This is a genomic window from Leptothoe sp. EHU-05/26/07-4 (assembly GCF_043421015.1).
Lineage (GTDB): Bacteria > Cyanobacteriota > Cyanobacteriia > Phormidesmidales > Phormidesmidaceae > Leptothoe > Leptothoe turfae.
Genome location: NZ_JAXSQV010000004.1, coordinates 1,233,365 through 1,258,999 on the forward strand (window position 1 = coordinate 1,233,365; position 25,635 = coordinate 1,258,999).

Here is a 25,635-nt window from a genome sequence, read left to right on the forward strand (position 1 = left end):
TAGACTTGAAACATCTAGTCACTTCGGTAATCCCTGCTCCAGAAGGGCATTATTCAATATCCAGCCAGTTTATCCAGATATAGGAGTTTTTATGAAAGCGTTTGTAACTGGCAGTACCGGTCTGCTTGGGAGCAACCTGACAAAATTATTATTGAGCCAGGGGTTTGAGGTTATTGCGTTAACACGCGAGCTAACTAAGGCCAGTAAGGTCCTGGATGAGCACCCTAGTCTGAAGGTGATCCAAGGAGATATGCAGGCAGTTGATGAATTTTCCCATTACCTACAGGGATGTGATGTCGTCTTCCATACAGCCTCATATTTTCGAGAATCCTTCGATTATGGCGATCATTGGAAGCAGCTCAAAGCCATTAATGTAGATGCAACCATCAAACTGCTTGAGGCGGCTGATAAAGCAGGCGTCTCCAAGGTGATATATGTCAGCAGTGCCTGCGGCTGTGTCGGCATTATTCGTGGTGGCGCTCCCAGTAATGAATCAACACCATTCCAGGAGTTTAACCATAAGAACCCTTATTTTAAGAGTAAGCTACTGGCTGAAGAAGCCATTTCTAACTTTTTGAAGACCCATGATTTGCCGGTTGTGCTGATTTTGCCCGCTGGCATGATGGGACCTTACGATGCCGCACCGACAGAAATGGGGCGCTTTATCCTTAATTACTTGAAAGGAAAGGCTTCACTGATTCCCAGTGGTGGCTTTCCCATTGTGGATGCCCGTGATGTAGCCATGTCCATGCTGTCGGCTGTCTACTCAGGACAACCCAATGAACGCTATTTGGTGACCGGGGGATATTACTCGGTCAATGAAATTATGAGCAACCTATCTGAAATCAGTGGGCAGCCTGTACCGCAGAAAAAACTACCTCGGTTTGCCGTCCGTATCTGGGCATTTATAGAAAACCTCCTGGGACGCCTTAAAGGCCAAAAGCCCTTTATTCCAGGGGATATGATCAGAATAATGCTGTCGAGACAGTGGTTTGATGCTAGCAAAGCTGCTAAAGGTCTAAAGACGTCCTATCGCCCATTTAAAGAAACCATCAACGACACGGTTCAGTGGTATCAACAAAATGGGTACCTGCGTGACGTATAAAAAGCCTTGTTCCTCACATTGATACCACGTAAGTTCACAAGGCCCTCATATAGTTGACCAGGGACATTCCGGTAAAATCCCGGAGTGCGCCGAAGATTGTCATGGTGTGAGATGGCCTAGCTGGAGGCGTGAACTATGGCACATACCAAAACTTGTGCAGCCCTCATCATCGGTAGTCTGTTGATGGGGGAGAGCCATGTTTGGGCCCAGTCCATTGTGCCTAATGGAGCTGGTACAGCTGTTACCAATGTAGACGGTGAGTACCAAATCACCGGAGGAACTGCCTCTAACGATGGAGAGAACCTATTTCATAGCTTTGAGCAATTTGGGTTAACCGCTGCAGAAGCCGCCAACTTTATTACCCAACCCAATGTCGTGAATATCATTGGGGGAATTAACGGGGGTAATGCATCTGTTATCAACGGTCAGCTAGCAATTACTGGTAGTACGGCCAATCTCTTTTTGCTAAATCCTGCGGGGGTTATTTTTGGCGAAAATGCTACGCTGGCGCTCCCCAGTGATTTAAGCATCTCAACCGCTGATGGTTTAGCTTTTGCTGACGCTACCTTTGATGTCTTGGGTACCCCTGACTATGCCAGCTTAGTGGGCGGTCCGACGGGGCTAGTCTTTCGGTTTAGTACCCCTGGCTCTGTGATTAACGCAGCGGATCTCAACCTGGGGGAAAACGGCACGCTCACCTTGGCAGGTGGCACCGTCATCTCCACGGGCACTGTGTCGGCTGTAGAGGTTGCGATCGCATCTGTCCCTGGAGAACAGCTGATTCGCCTCAATCCAGATGGGTCCATCCTTAGCTATGACATTGCCCCCAGCGACGATGGCTTATTCTCACCCCTCACCCTGCCCGAGCTATTAACGGGCGCTGGTGATGTCGCCAATAGTTTAGAACTAGACACCGATGGCAACGTTCGCCTGGTGAGTTCTCCTGATCTGGCCATTTCTAATACATCAGGCAATACACTGGGGACAACGATTGTTAACGGCACTGTTAATGCCGACGATATTACCGTACTAGGCGACACCATCGGCATCGTCAACAGTCTTCTCAATGTCAGCGGACCCGATGGTGGTGGGGTTATTCGCATTGGCGGCAGCTATAAAGGACGGGGACCATTGCCCAATGCCCAGATCACCTACGTTAGTGCCGACTCCGTCTTGGATGCCAGCGCCACCGTCAATGGCGATGGTGGTGAAATTATTATCTGGAGCGATCAGACAACCAATGCCCTGGGGCAGTTTTTAGCGTTGGGGGGGCCTAATGGGGGGAATGGCGGCCTGATTGAAACTAGCAGTCGCCAAGGGTTGACCCTGGGTAACTATACCCCCGATGTATCAGCACTTGCAGGGCAAGCGGGACTTTGGCTGATTGACCCCTTCAATGTGGAGATTGGAGATTTTCCCACCACCGAATTTAGTGAAGGTGAGGCCTTTAGTCCGTTATCTTCCCCAGCCCGATTAAACGTCAACCTGCTAGTTAATGCTCTGAGAAATGGCGACGTCACCGTAACAACCGGCACTGAAGGAAACGAAGCAGGTAATATTACGCTGCTCAGTGATTTATTCTTTGACAATTTTTCCAATGAAGGTGGCCAGACCAACGCCCTCACCCTAGAAGCGGCTGGCAGCATCTTTATTAATGCCAGTATTGCGCCCTTATCCTTTAGTGCTCCCATTGATGTTAATTTGCTAGCGGACACTGACAATACCGGTAATGGTCAAGTTGTGGTCAGTAGTCCAAATGCGGCTGCCGGGCTCTTTACCGAAATCAATACGGCGGGGGGCGACCTTGTTATCGAGGCCAACAGCACAAACCTGGCTGGAGCAGATTCATCGGCTATTACTTTAGATAGCAACACTAGCATTTCAACCGTTGATCTGTTTTCTGAAGTAGTCTTCTCAGGTGGGTCAGTGACCCTTGAAGGCATCTCTGGTACTGACAATGGCGTGCAATTAAGAGACAACTCATCTATTCGAACCGGTGACGGTGTCTTCATCACAGGTGAGAGTGCCAGTGATGTCGGCGTGTTAATAGATGGTGATCTGAATGTTCTCAATGGATCTTTAGAGATTACGGGGAATAGTACAGACAACGCTGTTGGTATCTCCATCTCAACGCTTCTCGACGTCAACGATCGGCTGACCCTACTGAGTGACAACGATATTCAAGTTGATGCTTTGATCGCCAACAACAATGTCACCGTTACAACACCTGAATTGTTTAGGGCATCAGGTATCTTTTTTGACGAAGGTGGAGAAGGCGGAGGAGAAACGATTGAGAGTAGCGTTCGGAGTCGTGCAGGCCAAGTTACAATTACCCATGGTGGCAACGGGGTTACCCCCTTCGTCATTGGTAATGCTGAGGTGAATGGTACAGCTGGAGCCATCGTTGTCAGAGATAGTGAGCTACAGCCAACTCAGTCATTTTTAGAAGATGTACGAGCAGGAGCCATTGCCATTTTAACGGGAGAGGCTCCAGTCGAACTGCCGCCGGACCCGGACCCCGATCCGGACCCGGACCCCGATCCAGACCCAGACCCAGAAACTGTGGAACCTGACCGGGATAATTTCCCGGAAGTCGATGCTTGTACCGTGGACTGCAAAACTGACCGTCCTGGCCCCGATGTATTTAAGGAAGATGATCCAGGGACCTTAATTGCCGTGGATCCCCAGCTGCTGTCTGGGGTACAGCAAGCAATTTTGCGCAATGAGAACAACTATACCGACGAATTTCGAGAGTATCTCAACTTAGAAACAGACGAATTGACTGTGCCCGATCTGCCCCAGGTGCAGATGGAGCTATCCCTCATTGCTGAGAAAACGGGCAAACCTCCAGCCATTATCTATATTTCCTTTGTCCCAGCGGACTCGACGGGTAATTATGCTGACGTATTGCCAAAGGCAGATCAAGAAATCCGGTCTACTGATGTGCTAGAGCTGGTGGTCATCACCCCCGATGGCCCACCCATTTTAAGAACGCTGCCAGTCCCACAGGAAGAAGTCCAGAAAACCGCTGACCGCTTCCGCAATCATGTTGTCAACCCTGGTCGGGTACGGACACGCACCTATCTCAGCTCAGCTCAGCAGCTCCATAGGTGGATAATTGAGCCCCTGGAAGAGGCATTAACCCGCCGGGGGATTACCAATCTAGCCTTTGTGATGCCGCCGGGGTTGCGATCGCTGCCCGTATCCGCCCTCCACGATGGGGAACAGTTTCTGATCGAACGCTATAGCGTGGGTCTGATGCCCAGCGTTAGCCTCACCGATCTGCGCTATGTAGATGTACGCAAAGCCGAAGTCTTAGCCATGGGAGCTGCCAAATTTGCCGATCAGCCTGAACTGCCGGCAGTCCCCATTGAACTCAGCACCATTGCCGAACAACTGTGGCCCGGTGATTTTGTTATTAATGAAACCTTTACCCCCGATTCATTGGTAGCCAATCGAGCCCGCAAACCTTACGGTATCGTGCACTTAGCCACCCATGGTGAGTTCAAAGCAGGCAGTCTCGACAATTCCTACATCCAATTTTGGGATCAGCGGCTCACCCTGGATCAGGTACGCTCTCTGGGCCTAAACAACCCGGCTGTAGAGTTGATGGTCCTGAGCGCCTGCCGCACCGCCCTGGGCAATGAAGAAGCTGAACTAGGTTTTGCTGGTCTAGCCGTACAAGCTGGTGTGAAAACAGCCATCGCCAGTCTTTGGAAAGTGGACGATGTCGGCACCGCAGGGCTAATGACCCAGTTTTATACCAGCCTACAAACCGAGCCTATCAAGGCCGAAGCCCTACGCCAGGCACAGTTAGCCATGCTCAAAGGCGACATTACCGTAGAAAACGGTGAGCTAAGTTGGTCAGGCGGGACCCTGTCGTTGCCAGATGACATCGCCAGCATCGACAGTCGCCTCTTTTCTCACCCCTATTTTTGGGCCTCTTTCACCACCATTGGCAGTCCCTGGTAAGAAATGCCTTGATTAACAATGCTTTTCAAGCTTCGAAAAATCCATGGCTTAAATGTGGCTTCAATAATGGGATCCCCACCCCCCGATCGCGCGCCTCGCTGAACTGGTCGAGGGCTACTGTATTTGTTTCATTATCAATATTCTGCATTCCCATCTGTCACAAAGCAAAGCCACCCCTGAAGCATTGAGCACCAGAGGTGGCTTTACCAATATTCACTCACCTACGAGACACCCAATACAATAGGGTCCCGATCGCGTCATTCTTGCAAAAGATTCGACTGGGCAATGATTGACGGTTATTGCTGAGTCTTGCGCTTAAGGGAGTTGCCGCCAAGCATAGAGATTCCTACTAAGGCAAAGAGAGAGACCGTGGGCTCTGGTACATCAGCTGATTCAGATGGGCCAATCTCAATCAAATCAATGGTAGCATCGATTTCTTCAGGACCGGCAATCGCTAGCTCAATGGCACCCACATTGGTGAAATCAGCATTGCCAACAAAGTCAGAAAAGAGGAATCCTGCGGTTAAGGGAGAGGAGCTGGAAACAGGTGTGTCAAACAGCTGGGCAAGGCTTGAGGTATTGTTATTGGTGTCATAGACTGTAAACGCAAGCTCTAAGCCAGCAAGATCAGCGGAGAGAATATCTAGAAAAATCCCGTCTAGGCCCATACCCCCACTTTGGGTAATGTCAATCCCACCTAAGCCTGTTGAATCAACTGTAGTCGGATCGTCATTACCATCCCAAACAATTAACCCAGCTCCAAGAGTGCCTACATTATTACTAAAACTGAGTGCACCATTATCTACTCTTAAGCGGGTTTCCAGAAAATTGTCTGCATTTCCTAATGCTTCTAGATCCCGAAATTCACCTAAAATACTGCTACTAGGACCAGTCTGACTGCTAGAGGGTATAAACCCAGAAATATCTAGAAGTCCAACATCTTGTGTGACTGAAAAGTCATCTAGTATGATTGTTCCTGCCTGAGCATTACCTGTTCCGACTAGTATTGCAATGATTGGGCAGCCCAGAAGCAGCCTAAAGCTGTTACGCATATTATAAAATCTCCAAGTGCCTAACGACTGAAACATAAATAAAGACGCCATTAACTCAAGGGATGAGATAGATGTGGGAGCGTATCTATAGTCATCCCTACCTTACGTGGGGATATTTTGATTGCCGATATTTATACCCATCGTAGTGTGATCTTCTAACTGTAGACATCAGGAGATTCACGATTTCTCTAGAGGGTTGTGTGGTTTAATCTTCACCAAAAATTGACATTGGCGGTTTGCTGGCCATTTTCGGAAGCATACACATCATCCCTTAGCTGCCAAAGACGCCTTCAAATCCCTGACCAACTGCTCTAAGCTTTTCTGATATGCATCATGGTCCTTCCACTTCAACCCACTGAGCAGGGGATCCGTAAAACTTTCGACTTAAAGCATCTCCAGATTCGGCAACGTCCTATTCAAACACAAGCAGGTTCCTGGAAAAAACGGATAAACCAGATGTAATCTTCTGTGCTAATCCATTCATAGGACATTGCGATTTCCTCGCTTATGCAATAAGTAACCGTATGGAGTGTGCCTTGCAATGATCCTGGTTGAAGTATTTGTCGGTAAACAGGAGATGTAACAGGAGGGCGATAACCAAAAATAGATTCAAATACATCATCAAAGATATTCATTGAATGATCTGAAGGCTCGAATCGCTCTAATGGAATATTGAACCCTGCACCATCTTGGTGGATGCGAACACTCACTGCTTGATCATTGATAAACCCCACTGACAATCTTAAGTCTTCTGCATTGTTGAAAAAAGATCTTATTTTTCCAGGGCTGTAAGTATACGTTACGTTGAGCTCGCCTTCGGTATGCCCAAGGGTCAAGCGAGTCCAATATTGACCAAAGTAACGCTCAATATCAGGGGGGCTTTCACCAAAGATTGAGCGTTCGCCAGATACGGCGGAGGACTGCATACCAGTGACTAGAAATGTGCTCAATCCCAAAATTGCGAGAGCTTTAATGGCGTAACATCGCCACATTTTGAAAACCATCAGCCACACCACAACCCTCACCTCAGCAATGCAGACGACACACGCATAAGCCCCCTCTTTATAGAAGGATTCCACGGCCATCTGGTACTGCAACTGTCGATCTCCTTCTGTAACTGGGCTGAATAGCGACTGACATCACACACGTATGGCAGTTCACTGGATATCTCATCTGAGTCTAGATATTGCACCTGGTCCAATCTAGCCGCTAACCTCAAGACCTTGCCCCAATGCTCCATAAGAGCAGAAGAAGAAAATGTCATCAACGCCTCAATCAGATGATCAACGCCGCATTGTTGTATCCTGTCGTAGTCGCTTTGGCCACCTCCAAACGTCAACTTCGTCAGTATGGCATTGAGCTCGACTTCTCCATGTTCGTGAATGGCTTCACCGACAACGCCTGCAATCGATATAGCTCCATTTTGAGCATTGATCATCAATGGAAGCGGTTCCTGTGGCGGCTCGAAGTTGTAGCGATGGACTCGCCCGGTTCCGTCAGGATTGATTCTGACTCCATTGATCACGACGCCGAAAGCCGTATACAGGCAGCAGTGGCTAGCTTCGTGGATAGCGGTTAGAGATCTTTTTGTTGGAATCATTTCCCCATCCTCACATACAAATTCACCGTTAGTCCAGGGGACAACTGCCCTAAATTTCCTGGGCTTCGTGTGGTGGCATGGGGAGGGCATAGCGCCATTGGCAGTCCCTGGTAAGGAATGCCTTTATTCATGGGGATTTTGAAAAGATATTCAATTCAATAGCTTAACCGTAGCTTAGTTAAAGGATTAAGGGATGCAGCTAAGTAAAATATGACGGCTTAACTTAAGCAACTCATATGGGGTTGAATAAGTACCGGTCCCAGGCAATGGGAGAAGTTGGATTAATCAGCTCATAAGGGCTGCACTTTGTGCAGCCCTTATGAGACTCTTTATTTTTAATCGAGGATTAGGGATAACCCTATCGCTGTGGAATCAATACCGTATCAATGGCATGGATAACACCATTGTTTGCAGTGATATCCGCTGCTCTAACAGTGGCATCATTGATTGTTACTTGTTGTCCCACATTTACTTGTAAAGGTAAGCCATTTTTACTATCCACTGCGCCTGAAGCAAGCTGATCAGAGGTAATACTACCACCGATCACATGGTAGGCAAGAACGTCGAGTAAAGTCTCTCTGTTTTCAGGTTTATAGAGACTTTCAATGGTTCCCTCAGATAAACGACCAAAGGCATCATCGGTGGGGGCAAAAACAGTGAATTCTTTCCCATTAGAACCATTAAATGCCTCTAAAATACCTGCATGGTCCATGAGAGAAACTAGAACATCAAAGGAATCGTTTGAGCCAGCAATCTGGGTAATGCTTTGACTACTGGTACTTTGAGCGGTTACGGGTAATGCAATCAGCAAACTAGTGAACCCGATACCAGCAACTTTGAGACAGTGTGAAGTCAGTTTAGAAAGACGTGTCATGGTCTAATGAATTCCCTATGGATAACATTGCATTAGCTCAGCTGCCGTGAGTTATTCAGTGTCTCAAATTGTCGAAGACAACGCCTCAGGCACGACACAAGCTTTCCATAGAAGCAGATAGTATTTTTGAGGTCAGAATAAATCTTTCTTGAATGTAGGTTTAAAACTATTAGAAATTGCTGAGCGTGTCTGTCTAACAACGTCTATTCGCAATCCTCAGCGATACGGGTGATTCTGAAAAATGCGCCCCTAGCTTAGAGAAGATATTTTGTTTGTTATCTATAACGATACTGAATACTTAACCCAGTTCCTGGATCTGCTAAAGTAGCCGTTCAGTTAAGCATTTAGTGACTTCAAGCATTAGCGAGCTGAGCGTTATGAACTCAAATCTATTGGCAAGATTACGCAGTACTTGTCACGATGAAGCTGAATGGGAGCAAGTCCAAGCACTCCTAGGTAAAGAATTTCAAGCGTTGGAGCAGCAGGTTCATCAAGCGCATTGCCAAATTGATCAGCAGCAAACTCTATTCCGCTTGATCACTCGGCTTCGGGAACCTCTGGATCTAGAAACCATCTTTAAATTGACGGCAGCTGAAGTTCGGCAACTGCTGTCCGCAGACCGAGTGGGGATGTTTCGTTTCTACCCTGATACTAACTGGAATGACGGGGAATTTGTTTCTGAAGATGTAGACCCCGAATTTGACTCTGCGATCGCACAAAAAATTCATGATCACTGCTTTGGGGATCAGTTTGCTATTCATTACCAGCAAGGTCAGATCCAGAACGTCACAGATATTCATGATGCCGGGTTGAGCGATTGTCACATCCAGATCCTGTCCCAGTTTCAGGTGCGGGCAAATTTGGTGGTGCCCCTCGTGCAAGGTCGTCACCTGTGGGGATTACTCTGCATTCATCAGTGCCAGGCCCCGCGCCAGTGGCAGGAAACGGAAATCGAGTTTGTTCAGCAAATTGCGAGCCACTTAGCAGTTGCACTCCAGCATGCAGAACTCTTGACGGGTCTCCAGGCAGAAGTGGTCGAACGCCAGCAAGCCGAGGAACGGGCGCAAGCGCTGAACCGAGGATTGCAGCAAGCCATTATTGAACTAAAGGCTGTCAATCAAGAACTGGAAGCCTTTAGCTATTCCGTTTCCCATGACTTGCGCGCCCCCTTACGTAGTATTGATGGCTTTAGCCAGGCACTGCTAGAAGACTGCCTGGAAAACTTAGACGAAAACGGCCAGGACTATTTACGCCGAATCCGCTCGGCCACGCAACGCATGGGGGCATTGATCGATGATTTGATCACCCTATCGCGCGTGACCCGTAACGATATGCACAAAAGATCGGTTGATCTGAGCCGATTAGCCCATCGCATTTGTATCGATTTACAGCAAGCGTCCCCAGAACGGCAAGTAGAGTGGGAGATTCAACCAGGCATGCTGGCCTATGGTGATCGGCCGCTGCTGCAAGTGGCATTGGATAATTTATTGAATAATGCCTGGAAATATACCTCTAAGCAATCCCACGCTAAGATTGAGTTTGGTGTAATTACTCAGGAAAACGGTATCCCAGCCTACTTTATACGAGATAATGGCGTGGGCTTTGATATCTCCTTTATCGACAAATTATTTCGACCGTTTCAGCGATTACATGGGATGCATGAGTTTTCTGGCAATGGCATCGGCCTCGCTACGGTGCAGCGAATCATCCATCGACATGGGGGACAAGTGTGGGCTGAAGGCGCACTGGATCAAGGGGCCACATTCTATTTCACGTTAACGGAAGAGTGAGGTTGGGGTATGAGTGGACAGGTTGATCACAAAGTCATTCTCTTGGTAGAGGATAATCCCGATGATGAGATTTTAACCATCCGTGCCCTCAATCGCAATCATATTGGCAATCAGGTTGTCGTTGCCCATGATGGTGTCGAAGCACTGGATTACCTGTTTGGTACAGGTCCGTATGCAGATCGCGATGTTAGCCTTAAACCAGCCGTGATTTTGCTGGATCTTAAGCTGCCCCGCCTGAATGGCCTGGAAGTTTTACGTCGCTTACGGGGGGAAGCACTCACCAAACTTTTACCCGTGGTTGTCTTAACCACATCCAATGAAGAGCAAGACTTACTCGATAGCTATAACCTGGGATGTAATAGTTACATTCGCAAGCCAGTGGATTTTCTCCAGTTTTCCGAAGCCATTCGGCAGCTTGGAATGTACTGGTTATTGATGAATCAATCCCCGCCTGTTTAGGAAGGTAATCGCCTGTGACTACCCATTTGCAAGTTTTAGTTGTTGAGGATGTAGAAGACGACTTGCTCTTAACGTTGCGGACGCTACGTCGCGGCGGCTACACGCTAGATTACGTTCGGGTAGAAACGCCAGAGGAGATGCAATTGGCCCTCGATCACCAGGATTGGCACATCGTCATTGCTGATTACACATTACCTCGGTTTAGTGCACTAGAGGCGTTAAAGCTGCTGCAGGCCCAACAGCAAGATCTGCCGTTTATTATTGTCTCCGGCACCATTGGTGAAGAGACAGCGGTTGCGGCAATGAAAGCGGGGGCCCATGACTACATTCTCAAAGGGAATCTTGCCCGGTTGGTGCCGGCTGTTGAGCGGGAGTTAAGGGAAGCCGAGGAACGACGGAAACGACAGCAGGCAGAGCATGCTTTGCGAGAAAGCGAAGCCGCACTGCGCCAAAGCCAGCACCAATATCAATCCTTAGCGGAAACCTCTCCCGTTGGCATCTTCCGTACGGATGCCCAGGGAAATTATGTTTATGTGAATCGACAATGGTGTGACATGACCGGGATGACATTGGAGCAGTCCCGCCAAATGGAGAATCATGTCAACGCTTTGCATCCAGACGATCGTGATCATGTGTTAGCCACCTGGCAAGCGGCATTGAAAGACGGCATTCCTTTTCGTTTAGAGTTTCGTTTCCAACATCCCGACGGAACGAGCATCTGGGTCTTTGGTCAGGCATTGCCAGAGCGCAAGCAGGGGGAAGGCATCCGGGGGTATGTTGGCACGATTACGGATATTAGCGATCGCAAATTCGCCCAGCACCGGGTGCGAGAACAAGCTGCACTTTTAGATGTGACCACAGATGCCATTCTTGTCCGGGCCATGAATGGACAAATATCATTTTGGAATAAAGGGGCCGAAACCCTCTATGGCTGGTCTGCTGAGGAAGCACTCGGCCAAGATGCAAATCAGTTGTTGTATGCGGACGCACCAGATGACGATGAGATTGACCAATCTTTGATCCGCGAAGGCAGCTGGAAAGGCGAACGAAAACAAGTGACACAGGCGGGCCAATCCATCACGGTGATGAGTCGATGGACGTTAGTAACCGATGAGCAAGGACAGCCCAATGCCATCCTGACCGTTAATACTGATATCACCCAGGCCAAGCAATTAGAATCTCGATTTTTGCGAGCTCAACGACTAGAGAGCATTGGCACATTGGCCAGCGGGATTGCCCACGATCTAAATAATATTTTGACGCCGATCTATGGCGTGGCCGATCTCTTGCCGATGCAATTACCCGATGTGGACGAACACATTCACCATGAGTTTGAGATATTGAAAAGCAGTGCCAAACGCGGCTCTGAGATTATTAACCAGATGCTCTTGTTTGCAAAAGGTGTAGAGGGTGACCGGTCGTTATTATCCATCAGATATTTAATTAAAGAAATCAGGAGCTTTGTCCATAAAACATTTCCGAAATCTATCGAGATTGCTGTTGATGTACCTAAAAATATTGACTCTGTAAAAGGTGATGAAACCCAGCTCCATCAAGTATTTATGAATCTCTTTGTCAATGCTCGTGATGCGATGCCCAATGGCGGAAAATTGACGGTGTCGGCCATGAATATACAGCTTGATCGGGCCGTTGTCTCCAGCCATCTAGACGTGGAAGCAGGTCCCTATATTGTTGTCATAGTGACCGATACCGGCACTGGCATTCCCCCGGATAAATTGGCTTACATTTTCGATCCTTTCTTTAGCACTAAGCAAGCTCAGGGGGGAACTGGATTGGGGTTATCCACGGTTCACGGCATTATTCAAAGTCACGGTGGATTTATCACCGTTGATACCGAAGTTGGTCGGGGTACTCAATTTAAGGTGTACTTGCCTGCGATTGAGGCAGAAGAGAGAGTGGAAGCAGAAGTCCTTTCTTTCCCGTTGGGCCAAGGAGACGGGGTTCTGGTTGTAGAGGATGAAGCCCCTATTCGTGACATCGCCCAAAGCATTTTAGAAAGCCATAACTATAAGGTGATAGTGGCAACGGATGGGATTGATGCAATCGCCAAATATACTCAACATCAAACCGATATCAAGGTTGTTTTGATGGATATGACGATGCCCTCTTTAGGGGGGGCAACGGCCATCCAAGTGATGCAGAGAATTAATCCTGACGTTAAGGTGATTGCGGTCAGCGGTTTACCGAGTAATGAGCAAATTGCATTATCCCTTGGGGAAAACGTTAAAGCCTTTCTCCCAAAACCTTATAATTCTGCTGACTTGTTAAAAATCATACCTAATGTACTTCAGACTGACACGGAACCCGTGTCTAAGACTGTGGAAACGTAATTTGCAATGATTGACGTACTATAATTAGCTGGGTTTGATACTGTGTCATTGCTGATTCAATTCAGCCACAGATTAACTTCATTAGGAGGTATTGCTGGTATGGAACGGTTTCGATCACTAGCACGGTCGATGGTGGGAGTATTCTTGGTTGCGATCGCAACCCTACTCGTGAGCTGCAGTTCTGGTGGTCAGGCAACTGCCCCCCCAACCTATTCTGCGGACCAGATCGCTCAAATTTCTATTTACGCTGGCCGTATTCAGACTTCCAAAGATCGTCTGCCTGAGCTAGCGGGTTACATCCGTGATGAAAACTGGGCTAATATCGACAACTTCATCCACGGTCCTTTGGGTGAACTAAGAGAACGTATGAATCGCTTGGCATTTCTATTGTTACCTAACGATAAATCTGAAGCTCTGGCCCTATCCAACGAGATTACAGAGGATCTTGAAGCCATGAGTGCTGCAGTTACTGCATTTGATAGTAATCGCACCAATCAGGCTTACATTAGGTTTGCTAAGGACTTAAGTACGTTTCTTAACCTGGTGCCCACCGAAGAATCAGTCTAAACAAAACTGCTAAATGACACGAATTGCTATTGTTGGTTGTGGAATTGTCGGCGCTACCCTAGCGTATGAGCTGAGTAGTCATAGCCAACTTGATATTCATGTCATTGATCAAGGCAACCCCGCCCAAGGTGTTACCCAAGCGGCCTTGGGCGTTTTAATGGGTATTATTAGCCACAAGGTTAAAGGTCGTAACTGGCGACTACGTCGGGACAGTATTGAACGCTACAAAACATTACTGCCTGAATTAGAAGCATCGTTAGGACGATCTATTCCCCACATACAGGGTTTAATCAGCTTCTGTTTTGATCGAGAACAAATCCCACGTTGGCAATCGCTGCAAGCTAAACGTGCCAGCCAGGGATATCCATTGGAAATTTGGTCACCACAACAACTAAAGGACCGCTGTCCCCAGGTCAATACAAAAGCTGTGGCAGCGGCAATTTATTCTCCCCAAGATGGTCAGGTACATCCAAAAGAACTAACATTAGCGTTGGTTGAAGCGGCACAACAGCGCGGCGTTACCCCACACTGGCAGAGTCCAGTTTTAGGCTTAAATAAAAACGCTGGTTATTGTTCTCAGCTACAGCTGCCTGAAGAGATCTTAGATGTGGATTGGGTGATCCTCTCAGCTGGTCTGAACTCAGCAGACTTAAGCCAGCTGGGGGCAGAACCATTGCCGATGATCCCAGTGCTGGGTCAAGCCATGGAAATTGAGCTGGATCAGCCCTTAGATAACACCTCGTTTCAACCAGTGCTTAATGGACATGATGTGCACTTGGTACCCTTAGGAGAGAAACGTTACTGGCTAGGGGCCACTGTGGAATTTCCCCCCGGCGGTAAGGCCGTTGAATTTCCCCTGGGCGATGACCTTGAGATGGTGCCTAATTTAGAGCGATTAGAGCAGATGCGCCAAAGCGCCATTAGCTATTGCCCAGCCGTTGCCCAGGCTAGAACCCTGCGTCACTGGAGCGGATTACGCCCTCGCCCCCAGGGGCAGGGTGCCCCAGTGATTAAACCACTGGCGGGCTATGAGAATGTGATTTTGGCTACAGGGCATTATCGCAATGGCATATTGTTGGCACCAGGCACAGCAATTACTGTGGCGGAACTACTGGGCTTAACACCAAAAGTCGACTCTGAAGACCCAGATGCTTAACCACGAATAACATTGATATGCCTGCCTTGGGGACTCATGGTCGACTCTGTTGTCGTGCGTTCAGCAATGGGGGGCAGCTCACTGCGACGGTCAAAAATCACGAGCCAGCCCTGGGTGAGTCCCAGCCCTGCAAGATAGCTATCTAATTGTTCCAACCCTTTTGATAGGGGATCTGAACAATGATCTCGCCAAACTTTTAGTTCAATTGCTAGGGTAACATTGCCATACCGTAAACATAAATCCATGCGACCGCTACCAATGGCATATTCTCTTTCCAGGGTACCGCCACCATTGACAACTCTGTGTAAAAAGGCCATCATCACCAAATGAGGCGCAATCTCATGGTACGGGGCACTTTTGAGCAATGGCTCACCATGTTGTTGCCAAAAGCGAAGAAAAGCATCCAACAACTTTTTAGAATCTAGCTGATTATCGTCAGTTAACCAGCTGGGTTGAACAATCGGTAAACCTGCTTGGGGTCCGCTGGCCAAGGCCCTGGGTAAGACTTCTCGATAAATTGGATTAGCAATGGTTAGCCCACCAGCAGGATGATGTACAACCAGACCCAGATCAACTAAAAATTGACGATCATCTGCTGGCACAACACCCAACTCTTGACCTGCTAGCATAGGTTCCACAATAGAGCGCACTCGGTCTTCCTGGAGTCGTTCTGTCAGGCTATCCAGATGAGTATCCTGCCGCCGAATCAAAATTTCCTTAGCTCGATTGATAGTTGCTACATCAATTGGCTGTTGAGAATCTGGCACCAGTTCTTCTACCGCTTCTTTTGCTAAAGCGTTTACTAACCAGGGTTGTCCCTGGGTGAGCTCAAACGCTCGGGCCACAGCAGCTTCTGTAAACAGTTGACCCGTATCAGCCGTGTGCTGGCCATATAGCTGGGCTACCTCAGCCGCCGTGAAGTTATTCAGTGTCAGCGATTTGACCTTAATGTTAAAGGGGCTAGATGTATTCAGTCGAGAACTGCCACCCGCAGCTACTTTATAATCTCGTACATCTCGCAGACCGGTCAGTGCTAAGGCATGGGGAAACCCTTGAGGGCGATTGGGGTAGCCATCTCGTAATTGGCGTAATACTGAAATCAACAACTCATTCTGTAGCGAATCAATTTCATCAATAAATACCACTAAAGGAAGCGATGAATGCGCGGCCCATTCACTAAGAGCGGCACCAATACGTCGCCCTGTGGGAACATTATCTGGCCATGGCGGTGGCTGTAGGTCACTGGGTAAGCGAAACCGAGCAGCTCCCCGCCACGCATCTAAAATGCTAAGCTCTGCTGCATCTACATCATTCAGTAAGGCAGAACCTACTTCCACAGAAACCATAATGGCCGTGTAGTTTCCGCTAGCTGTTAGTTCTTGGGCCAGCGCTAACATAGCAGTGGTTTTACCGGTTTGCCGTGGAGCGTGGATCACAAAGTATCCCTGCTGATCGATAATGCGCCGAAGCTGGGGCAGCCGCTCTACTGGTGAGAGCATATAGTGAATATCAGGTTTGCAGGGACCTGCCGTGTTAAACCAACGTGCCATGGCAAGGATTAGTTGGAGCTGGGTTATTCTAACAGGGTAGATGGGGACAAGAGCATGAGGCGATATGATATTGCCCGGAAAATTGAAACGATGGATCCGGAGCAGGATGCGATCGCAATTTGTCATCTTCTGGCGGGCTATGAGTTTCCCTGGGATATGACCCGAGCGTTAGAAATTGCCCTGCTGCGGACATTTTGTGTGCCCAGTATTGCCAAACTGCTGGACCATACGGGGGAGTTTCAGCACCATACCCAAAAGCGCTATGACGACACCGGGATCATCGTCTCACAGCTGCTTAAGTGGGGCTACCGACATCCAAAGGGACAGGCATTTTTAGAACGGATGAATGCCATCCACAGTCGGTTTCCCATCGGCAATAACGATTATCTGTATGTGCTGTCCACATTTATCTATGAGCCTGTGCGCTGGTGCGATCGCTTTGGTTGGCGCGCCCTCAGCGAGCTAGAGAAACAGGCCATGTATCACTTTTGGTATGGCGTTGGCGAACGCATGGGCATTACCGATATGCCAGACTCCTATGGGGCATTTGAAGCCTATAACCTGGCCTATGAGCGGGAGAAATTTACCTATGCTGTGGCCAATCAACGGGTGGCGGATGCGACGCGGGCAATGCTATTGAGTTGGTTTCCGGTGGGGGTGCGATCCCTCGCCAACACAGCTGTACCTGCATTGTTAGATGCCCCACTGCTCAATGCCTTAGGCTGGCAACCTGCGCCCCAGCACCTCACCCGGTTGCTAAAAATCAGTTTAAAAGCTCGCAGTCGACTGCTACGTAAACTGCCGCCCCGTTCTTTACCAGACTTCTTTGCCGATCAATCCATTCGTAGCTATCCCCAAGGCTATGATGTATCAAACATCGGTCCTGAATCATTGCTGCCAGAGCTCAATCATCCAGAGCTCAATCATAACGACCGCTAAACAACATCCCACATCAACCCCCTTCGGAATCACCTATGGCCGTTCAGTTAGATAGCGTAGTCCCCTTTGGTCGATCGTTGGATGAATACACCAAAATGTTCAACCTAACTGAGACGGAACTACAAAACCCTATCCTTTCTGTTGCCGATGGACCCGCCAGCTTTAATGCAGAAGGCACTCGGCGAGGCTATCAGATCAAATCCGTCGATCCGCTTTATTGTTTTAGTGCTACAGAGATTAAACAGCGCTTTGATGCAGTTGTAGATAACATTATTCAACAGGTCGAAAACACCCTGGATGACTGGGTTTGGAGCTACCATCATTCGCCCAGTGATCTGAGAAAAAACCGTGAGGCTGCGATTCGACTATTTTGTCAAGATTTTGCCTCAGGCAAAACTGAAGGCCGTTATGATCTAGGAGAATTACCCCAGTTAAGCTATACAGACGCTAGCTACCAGTTGGGGTTATGTTCTCATTTCCTATTTCTCTATTCTGAACAATTTGATCAGATATTTCATCTCAACTCTATTTGTGAACTGTTGCGCATCTGTCAGGAAGTACGCATTTTCCCCTTAGTTGCCTTAGATCTACACCCCTCACCGCACCTGGAGTTTGTCATAAATGCTCTGACTACAAGGGGATATCAGTGTGATATTCAGACTGTTGCCTATGAGTTTCAACGCAACGGCAATAAGATGTTAAAAATCACCCAATAATTTTAAAGAATTTCTCTCTTGGGGCACAAATTGCATATCGGGGATGACCATGATCACAAGACGACAGTTTGTTCAAAATACTTCGCTATTTGCTGGAGGAATGCTGATGGGTTGCGCGAATTCTCAAGTAAGCACCCAGCAATGGTATATGCCCGATGAAGCTGCACCCCATACGCGAACCTGGATGGCATTTGGGGCAAGTGCGCGCATTTGGGGGCGACAACTACTGCCAGAAGTGAGACGTAACTTAGTTACCCTTGCCCAAACAATTGCCCAGTATGAGCCAGTATCTATGCTGGTCAGACCTGAAGAGTATGATCTCGCCAAAGATCTATTAGGTGCATCTGTTGAATTGATTGTGTCGCCCTTAGATGACCTATGGATACGAGATACGGGTCCTCTGTTTGTGTTTTCTAAGCAGGGTCAAAAAGCTGGCATTGACCTTAACTTTAATGGTTGGGGTCAGAAGCAAGTTTTTCAGCAAGATGCTGCAGTTGCTGCATTTGTTACCCAGCAATCTGGGGCTGAAGTGGTCAATACTAATCTCGTTTTGGAGGGAGGGTGTATTGAAGTAGATGGCGATGGTACTGCCATTATTACTGAAAGTTGTGTGCTCAATGACAATCGTAATCCAGGGGTGAGCAAGTCTGAGTTTGAAGACCAGCTAATGCCGCTTCTCGGTCTAGAGAAGATTATCTGGCTACCTGGGATTAAGGGAAAAGATATCACCGATGGTCACACCGACTTCTATGCTCGGTTTGCCAGACCGGGGGTTGTGCTGGCTGGTTATGAACCCGATCCAAGCTTTTTTGACCATGGGGTGACTCAACGGCATCTAGCAATCTTAGAAAACGCAACGGATGCCCAGGGTCGACCGCTTGAAACCATTGTCCTCGAAGCACCTGGCACAATCCGAGACAGTTATGAGACGCCAGATTTTGCCGCTGGTTATGTCGGTTTTTATGTCTGCAATGGTGCGGTGATCATGCAGGAATTTGGGGATGGCCGCGCTGATCAAAGGGCGCAACAATCACTACAACAAGCCTTCCCAGATCGCGAAATCATTGCCCTGAATATTGATGCTATTGCGGCTGGAGGTGGCAGTATCCACTGTGCCACTCAGCAAGAGCCTGTAAAAAATCTTACGACATAGCTGTTTTTAAAACATCTACGCCCTATAGTTATAGGCTGAAAACACAGTTCTGGTTCTGAGCCCATCACCATGCGCAATATTACAGCCGGTATCGGTTTCTTAGGGTTAATCCTGATTGCAGGAGCTGCCTATTTTTCTCGTCAGCAGGCCGTCGCCCAGGCAACTGGACCCACAGGTTTAGTTGTTAAGTCTAGCCCTTACAGCGTTGGGGAAACAGAAACTCGATTTAAAAAGATTTTGGAAACTAACGGATTGAATTTATTTGCCACCGTTGACCATGCCCAAAATGCCTCTGGGGTAGGGTTGGAGTTACGACCTACCCGAGTCGTTATTTTTGGTAACCCCAAACTAGGAACGCCTCTGATGCAGTGTCAGCCAACCATTGCCATTGATTTACCGCAAAAGGTACTGATTTGGGAGGATGACCAGGGTCAGACGCAGCTAGCCTATAACGACCCGCAGTATTTGGGGGGGCGTCATCGTTTGGATGGCTGCGGTATAGAGGCGATTAAGACAGTTTCAGGGGCGCTGAATAATCTAACGAATGGTGCGATCGCACCTTAAAATCAATTCGGTTTTCCCCCTGACTTATCCAGCCAATACAGTCGGAGCCATCAGCTGGAGTTGCTCTTGGCTAACCCAGCGGGTTTGTTGGGCATTCGCAATTTTGCACAGGTAATAGTTACCATCGTCCAGCAATACTTCAATGGCCTGAACAGTCCATTGTTGGTCAAGATAGCCAACGGTATCCCCCACTGAAGGCACCCAGCGAGGAGCCGTTACCGCAGGTTTACGGGCTAGTAGATAGTCAATATCTTGCCACAGACGGGCTAGGGCTCTTTGTAGCAGAGGCGTAACGGCATCGGTAATGGCAGCGAGGATTAAGGTGCCGAGAATCATTAGGGGAAGTGCGATCGCATACCTGACCTCATCCCCCTTCACAACCAGACCCAGCGTACGATCCACCACAAAATTATGAACCAAGAAAAAGCTATAGCTATATTGACCTAGCCTCAGCGCCAGATAACGACTAAAGCGAACTGCCGTAAGCCATCGGCAAATCACCACACAAACCAGGGTTAATCCTAGAGGTACCAATAGGTCACAGACTATCCACCCCAATTGATAAAACTGACAAACAAAGCCAATGGCATAAAGACCAAGACCCACTCGCAACGCCTTAAACTGGGGCCAAAAAAGCACACCACGACCGTGCTTATAGGCTTGAGCCACCACCATGCCAATCACAAAGGTGCTCAGTTTAGCCAGCAACACATAAAACGGCAACGGTCCATTGGGAGTCGCTAGAATCGTATATGTGGGCTGTCCTCCAAAGGTGTATATAGCCAGTGCTCGATAAACCAGAGTAATGACCAGGCTCACCAGCAACAGATTGCGGCTACCCCAGCGATACACCAGTCGATGTAGCACCGGAAAACACAGGGTAAAACTTAGAATTAATGGAATAAACCACCATGGACCGCTGATGGGCAACAAGAGACTAGCGCGATGATCGATTAATAGCGGAAAAGTAAACGCTGCAAAATAATTCCACACTGGTGGGATATAGCTTTCAGTCGCAGCGCCAATCATCCATAAAACCGGACAAGACAGCAGGGCAACTGTCCAAAAAGGCCATAGCAGTCGCGATAAACGCTTTTGCCAAAAACCTAACCAATCAAAAGAACGATGCCGGGCGGCTAGCATTAGGCTAAACCCACTCAACAAAATAAACACATCCACAAACTGAAACCCAAATAATGTTGGAATTCCTAGCAACTGTATCCATCCCGAGGGCGTTGCCAGAGAGTTTGTCTCAGCAATCAGCTGTTGCAGATTATGGATTAGGCCCGTAGGCTGTGGCGTATAGCGATATTGAGTAAACAACAGCTGGGCATGGTAAAGCAGGATCATGACGGCGGCAAAGATGCGCAATCCGTCTAGCCACGCTAAGCGCTGTACCGCCGCTGACCGATTAAAACGACGTTTCATAGAAGATGGGAAAGTAAAATCTGTTTTCTAAAAGGGTGTTGAAATTTTCTCAAAAGACAAGGTTATAGCCTGGCTGTTTCAGGTAATCCATAGACTTTTTCCAAATTAGCCACAGCAGGTGTCGCCTCTCTCGGAGTAACGACCCACTCGGTTTTTCCATGGAGATGATCGTAGAGTGCAACAACCGCAATCATGTTTTTCAACAATGAGTAAACCGGTGTCAGTAAGGCATATTGCAAAAAGTAGTACCTGGGATAATGGTGATACCCAATTTTTGCAGTAACCAACAGTTTGTAAACACTACTCAAAAACGTAATAACTGTTGCCGACAACAAAAATGCATTGTCTGTGAAATTAATGGTTCCTGTTAGCAGCCAACTACTGAAAACAATTGGCAAAATCTGTACCGATAAAATGGGAAACAGTTCTCGATAGTAGAGCAAATGGGTCCAAATTAGCTTTTGCCCAAAGGTTAACTGGGGTGACTTCCAAAACCGTTTTTGATAGCGCAAACTAACTTCTAGCCATCCCTGGGACCATCGTTTACGCTGTGACCAAAAGGCGCTGATGTGGTTGGGGGCCAATTCTGTAACCGTAATGCTGCGGTCATGGACGATGCGATACCCATGCAAAAGGGTGCGTATCGACGCATCAATATCTTCGGTCAGCATCGTTGGGTTAAAACGGACCTGCTGTAGCACTGAGGTGCGCCAATAGCCATTGGAGCCACCAAATAAAGCCGTATCTACCATTAACGACTTGGCAGAATGGCTGACGCCGTAAATCGACTCAAATTCCACCGCCACCAGGCGAGTGAGGAGATTTTCACTGCGATTACGGATCATGTTGCGGCCTTGCACAACATCGTACCCATTGGCGATCCATCGACCGGCCCGCTCAAAACAGTCTGGGGCTGGATGATGGTCTGCATCAAGGATACAGGTGATCTCCCCGGTCACGATATTGAGGGCAGCGTTAATATTTTCGGCTTTTGAATGGCTGCCTTCAACTCGATAAGGCCGAAAATTAGGATACTTTCTGGCCAATCGCACCAGGGTTTGCTCAATGGGTAGCACCACCGGGGTGTTATAGGCCAAAATCACTTCTAGACCTGCCTCAGGCTGATGTATCCGATTTAGCAGGTGATCAATGGTTTCTAAAATGATGGTTTGTTCATTGGGTAAATAGGCCGCCACAATAAACGAACAGCGTGGCAAGGGCTGACCCTCTGGCAGTTCTGCTCCCTGAACGCCGAGGCTCTTTTTTAGGCGACGCTTAAAGCTATTAGGTTGAGACGGTGAAAACCTTGACTGGCTAGCAAATCGTCGCGAAACAGCGGCAGTGGATTCAGCAATGAGCATCACTGCGCTGGATAGATAGAGCGCCACCAGTGAAAAATGCAGCCACGTTAAGGAAATGCCGCCTAGCTGCAGGCTGTAGTAGCAAATGATGGTCGGTAGACCAATTAAAAGTACATTTATGAAAATCAGCTTGCTGGCAGTCTGCCAGCGATCACTCAGATTGAATACTGATAAGCCAGCATTTGTGCGATCGCATTTTTTATTCTTTGTTTGCATATAGCAACCCTCGTCAGGCCCTTTGCAGGCGTCGGATCAGATGTTGAAGCACAAACACGCTGCCTAACGGCCATGCAAGGACATGACCAGCGGTCTAGTAACCGCTTAAAATTCAAGTCAAACAACTATTGCCATACGTTGCTGGTAAACCATCGAATCAACATTCGTCGAAACATTCCGTAACTTGACGAACAATTTTAACTCAATGTTAAGCCTGTGTTAATTTTCGTATGAGCGGACGTCATTAAAGCAGACGCTAGGGTTATGGATTTTAAGCTCGGAAAAATGCAGGGCATAATGTCTGGTGTAAAGGCCTGAGCGAGCTATGGAAACAGATTATTTAGAACGGGTGAGAGAGTTGCCGCAATGGTTGAGGCGTTGATAACGTAAGGCCTATTCATAATCTTTTATAAAATGCAAATCAGCTGTTTAACCTCTTATCCGAAATTCTGACTGATATGCTCGGTATCGAAGCCCACCTCCCCAAGTCTGGGTAGGCTTGATTCAAGCGTTACATTTTAATTTTTTGTATCTGCAAATATTTAGACTAACCTAAGCTCGCCCATGCTTCGATAAATAAGCACGTATGCTGACCACTATCGAGATATTTTGGGAGACTCTATGGTTAAGTCAAACACCCATAGCACAATGAAGAAAGCAGATGTTAATTCTTCAAATGAAAAACCCAAAGTGACTAAAAAGAAAGCTTTAAAAAAGATCACCTCAAAGCGAAAAGCTACCGAAAAGAGCGCTGATAACAAACCTTTAGGCCAGATCGCTACAATTCCGATGGCTAAATCAGTAAAGGCAACTAAGAAGACTGTTAAAAAACAGGATGATACCCACAATAAATCTACCCAGAAGAAAAAGCACTCGAAGACGAAGAAAAGCCTGAAAAAATCTGTATACCAGTCTGAACTAGAGCGTTTGCAGCTTGAGTTGGTGAAGATGCAAGAATGGGTAAAGTATGCAGGCCTGAAGGTTGTTGTGATCTTTGAGGGGCGAGATGCTGCCGGTAAGGGTGGGGTGATTAAACGTATTTCTGAATGCTTAAATCCTCGTGGTTGCCGTATTGTAGCGTTGGGTAAGCCCACTGATCGAGAGAAAACCCAATGGTATTTTCAGCGTTATGTGAACCAGTTACCGGCAGCTGGCGAGATTGTTCTCTTTGATCGTAGCTGGTATAATCGCGCCGGTGTAGAGCGCGTCATGGGCTTTTGCACCCACAATGAATATACCGAATTTATGCGCACCTGCCCTGAATTTGAGCATATGCTCCAACGCTCGGGCATCATTCTGGTCAAATATTGGTTTTCTGTCAGTGATAAAGAACAGGAAAAGCGGTTCCAGGACCGGATCAAAGATCCAGCTAAGCGTTGGAAGCTGAGCCCCATGGATTTAGAGGCCCGTGCCTGCTGGGTTGAGTATTCTAAAGCGAAAGATGACATGTTTGCGATGACCGATACCACTAGTTCCCCCTGGTATGTGGTCGACGCCGATGATAAAAAGCGTGCACGGCTTAATTGTATTAGTCATTTACTAACTCTGATTCCCTACGAGGAGCTACCTTACGAGCCAATTATGTTACCTAAGCGACAGGGGGCGATTCATTATCAACGCCCGCCTAAGGAAACGCAACGCATGGTGCCTAACAAATATTAGGAGGGAAGAGGGAGGGCGGAGGACGGAGGGCGGAAGAGGGAAAAGAGGGAAGAGAAAGGTGGAAGAGGGAGGAGGGAAGAGGGAAGAGGGAGTGGGGGATGTGTTTTTTACTTATTTCGTGCTTTTTTAACGCAGGAGACAAGGATTGCTATTAGTTGATCGGCTTCGTTGAGTAGGTTTTGTAGATTTTGACTGTCTACAATTTTGGCTTCTATAAGAAGTTCTATCCAGTAAACAGTTTCTTCTAATTCTTGTAATCCGACTTCGATTTTGCTGATGTATTCTGCATTAGACCTGGCACGATTCGCTTCTCGGTAATGGGCACCGAGGGATGTTCCGCTGCGAAGCATTTGTTTTCCTAGTACCTGTGCTTCGGTACTTTTTGGTAATGATGTGTATAGTCGCACAATTCTGAGGGCAAAGGTTTTTGTGCGATCGCGTAGGGTTTTGATGGGTGTTTCGGTGGGCGTAGGCATAGTTTGGGTTAAGAAAAACTATGTTTAGTGTGCCCAGGGGGAAGGGGAAGGCGGAGGGCGGAAGAGGGAGGACGGAAGATATGATGCGTAAGGGTTATTAAATCTGGGGATTCTTAACCTCGATTCTTCGTTCTTCTATCTTCGCTCTTCCGTCTTCCAGCCGTTTCCGTCCCCTTGCGGGGTAATGGAATTGGCAACACGTACCTGCTTCGTTCAGTCAACACGCCACTGAAGAATTTAGAAGTTTCCGTCCCCTTGCGGGGTAATGGAATTGGCAACCCACCGCCAACGGCAGATACGATCGCGAGCACTTGCACGAGTTTCCGTCCCCTTGCGGGGTAATGGAATTGGCAACCATTGAGTCAGTTTACGGCGAGAGAATTATCCTTAAGGACTTCAGTTTCCGTCCCCTTGCGGGGTAATGGAATTGGCAACTGTTTAGTAGATTTCAAATTGAAGAAGTTGTAAAAAACAAAGAACTGTTTCCGTCCCCTTGCGGGGTAATGGAATTGGCAACTTGACGTTGTTGCGGTTGTTGGTAGTCGAAAATGGCGTTTCCGTCCCCTTGCGGGGTAATGGAATTGGCAACCAGATAGAATACGAGCATGTGTTGCTGTCGATGCATCGGTTTCCGTCCCCTTGCG

The 25,635-nt window shown here is 47.9% G+C and carries 20 protein-coding genes and 1 CRISPR repeat array (1 of these 21 running past the window's edge); of the genes, 13 read left to right on the forward strand and 7 right to left on the reverse strand.

The genetic code is table 11. The features are described from left to right. Window positions 1-91: 91 nt before the first annotated feature. The gene (locus U2F10_RS18270) at window positions 92-1,105 is read left to right on the forward strand and encodes an SDR family NAD(P)-dependent oxidoreductase (protein ID WP_006514935.1); all 1,014 of its coding nucleotides are present in this window, start codon (window positions 92-94) and stop codon (window positions 1,103-1,105) included. A 135-nt stretch (window positions 1,106-1,240) separates the two neighbouring features. Beyond that, entirely contained in the window at window positions 1,241-5,077 is a 3,837-nt protein-coding gene (locus U2F10_RS18275; protein WP_499872962.1) for a CHAT domain-containing protein, read from the forward strand. Window positions 5,078-5,373: 296 nt separating this feature from the next. On the opposite strand, the gene U2F10_RS18280 is transcribed toward U2F10_RS18275, so the two are convergent. Together U2F10_RS18280 and U2F10_RS18285 are read right to left on the reverse strand one after the other, a co-directional pair. Further along, on the reverse strand, window positions 5,374-6,129 hold the full coding sequence (locus U2F10_RS18280; protein ID WP_163670182.1) for a PEP-CTERM sorting domain-containing protein: 756 nt from the start codon (window positions 6,127-6,129) through the stop codon (window positions 5,374-5,376). Window positions 6,130-6,545: 416 nt separating this feature from the next. Next, window positions 6,546-7,214, reverse strand: a complete 669-nt coding sequence (locus U2F10_RS18285; protein WP_163670184.1) for a hypothetical protein — start codon at window positions 7,212-7,214, stop codon at window positions 6,546-6,548. A gap of 194 nt (window positions 7,215-7,408) precedes the next feature. On the opposite strand from U2F10_RS18285, the gene U2F10_RS18290 reads away from it, so the two are divergent. Further along, window positions 7,409-7,708, forward strand: coding sequence for a hypothetical protein (locus U2F10_RS18290; RefSeq protein ID WP_163670186.1), 300 nt, complete (start codon window positions 7,409-7,411; stop codon window positions 7,706-7,708). 379 nt (window positions 7,709-8,087) lie between these two features. On the opposite strand, the gene U2F10_RS18295 is transcribed toward U2F10_RS18290, so the two are convergent. After that, window positions 8,088-8,603 carry a fasciclin domain-containing protein gene (locus U2F10_RS18295; protein WP_163670188.1) on the reverse strand — a complete coding sequence of 172 codons (516 nt, stop codon included), beginning with the start codon at window positions 8,601-8,603 and terminating at the stop codon, window positions 8,088-8,090. A gap of 377 nt (window positions 8,604-8,980) precedes the next feature. Between U2F10_RS18295 and U2F10_RS18300 the strand changes: the two genes are divergently transcribed. The 5 genes from U2F10_RS18300 to U2F10_RS18320 all read left to right on the forward strand — a co-directional run bounded on the left by U2F10_RS18300 (window position 8,981) and on the right by U2F10_RS18320 (window position 14,926). Next, entirely contained in the window at window positions 8,981-10,393 is a 1,413-nt protein-coding gene (locus U2F10_RS18300) for a GAF domain-containing protein (RefSeq protein WP_163670196.1), read from the forward strand. A 9-nt stretch (window positions 10,394-10,402) separates the two neighbouring features. After that, window positions 10,403-10,852 carry a response regulator gene (locus tag U2F10_RS18305; RefSeq protein ID WP_163670198.1) on the forward strand — a complete coding sequence of 150 codons (450 nt, stop codon included), beginning with the start codon at window positions 10,403-10,405 and terminating at the stop codon, window positions 10,850-10,852. A gap of 14 nt (window positions 10,853-10,866) precedes the next feature. Further along, window positions 10,867-13,203, forward strand: coding sequence for a PAS domain S-box protein (locus U2F10_RS18310; protein ID WP_163700542.1), 2,337 nt, complete (start codon window positions 10,867-10,869; stop codon window positions 13,201-13,203). 99 nt (window positions 13,204-13,302) lie between these two features. Beyond that, window positions 13,303-13,770: a photosystem II protein PsbQ gene (gene psbQ / locus U2F10_RS18315; protein WP_163670202.1), complete on the forward strand. Its 468-nt coding sequence runs from the start codon at window positions 13,303-13,305 to the stop codon at window positions 13,768-13,770. A 13-nt stretch (window positions 13,771-13,783) separates the two neighbouring features. After that, entirely contained in the window at window positions 13,784-14,926 is a 1,143-nt protein-coding gene (locus U2F10_RS18320; protein ID WP_499872963.1) for an NAD(P)/FAD-dependent oxidoreductase, read from the forward strand. Here the strand turns inward: U2F10_RS18320 and U2F10_RS18325 are convergent. Next, window positions 14,923-16,476 (reverse strand): AAA-like domain-containing protein, encoded by a 1,554-nt coding sequence (locus U2F10_RS18325; RefSeq protein WP_163670206.1) that lies wholly within the window; start codon window positions 16,474-16,476, stop codon window positions 14,923-14,925. The genes U2F10_RS18320 and U2F10_RS18325 overlap by 4 nt on opposite strands. Before the next feature lie 54 nt (window positions 16,477-16,530). Between U2F10_RS18325 and U2F10_RS18330 the strand changes: the two genes are divergently transcribed. The 4 genes from U2F10_RS18330 to U2F10_RS18345 all read left to right on the forward strand — a co-directional run bounded on the left by U2F10_RS18330 (window position 16,531) and on the right by U2F10_RS18345 (window position 19,848). Continuing rightward, entirely contained in the window at window positions 16,531-17,415 is an 885-nt protein-coding gene (locus U2F10_RS18330) for an oxygenase MpaB family protein (protein ID WP_499872964.1), read from the forward strand. Window positions 17,416-17,450: 35 nt separating this feature from the next. Further along, window positions 17,451-18,131 (forward strand): LysR family protein, encoded by a 681-nt coding sequence (locus tag U2F10_RS18335; RefSeq protein ID WP_499062289.1) that lies wholly within the window; start codon window positions 17,451-17,453, stop codon window positions 18,129-18,131. A gap of 49 nt (window positions 18,132-18,180) precedes the next feature. Next, entirely contained in the window at window positions 18,181-19,284 is a 1,104-nt protein-coding gene (locus U2F10_RS18340; RefSeq protein WP_499873001.1) for an agmatine deiminase family protein, read from the forward strand. A gap of 69 nt (window positions 19,285-19,353) precedes the next feature. Beyond that, window positions 19,354-19,848, forward strand: coding sequence for a DUF302 domain-containing protein (locus U2F10_RS18345; protein WP_499872965.1), 495 nt, complete (start codon window positions 19,354-19,356; stop codon window positions 19,846-19,848). Between the two features lie 24 nt (window positions 19,849-19,872). On the opposite strand, the gene U2F10_RS18350 is transcribed toward U2F10_RS18345, so the two are convergent. Next, window positions 19,873-21,276, reverse strand: a complete 1,404-nt coding sequence (locus tag U2F10_RS18350; RefSeq protein WP_499872966.1) for an acyltransferase family protein — start codon at window positions 21,274-21,276, stop codon at window positions 19,873-19,875. A gap of 62 nt (window positions 21,277-21,338) precedes the next feature. Further along, window positions 21,339-22,853, reverse strand: coding sequence for a glycosyltransferase family 2 protein (locus U2F10_RS18355; RefSeq protein WP_163670218.1), 1,515 nt, complete (start codon window positions 22,851-22,853; stop codon window positions 21,339-21,341). A gap of 789 nt (window positions 22,854-23,642) precedes the next feature. On the opposite strand from U2F10_RS18355, the gene ppk2 reads away from it, so the two are divergent. After that, a complete protein-coding gene (ppk2, locus tag U2F10_RS18360; protein WP_499872967.1) occupies window positions 23,643-24,515 on the forward strand; it encodes a polyphosphate kinase 2 in 873 nt (290 codons plus the stop codon). A 107-nt stretch (window positions 24,516-24,622) separates the two neighbouring features. Here the strand turns inward: ppk2 and U2F10_RS18365 are convergent, their stop codons facing one another. Then, window positions 24,623-24,991, reverse strand: coding sequence for a four helix bundle protein (locus U2F10_RS18365; RefSeq protein ID WP_163670219.1), 369 nt, complete (start codon window positions 24,989-24,991; stop codon window positions 24,623-24,625). 162 nt (window positions 24,992-25,153) lie between these two features. After that, window positions 25,154-25,635: direct repeats of the CRISPR family, unit length 36 nt; unit sequence GTTTCCGTCCCCTTGCGGGGTAATGGAATTGGCAAC (it continues 250 nt past the right edge of the window).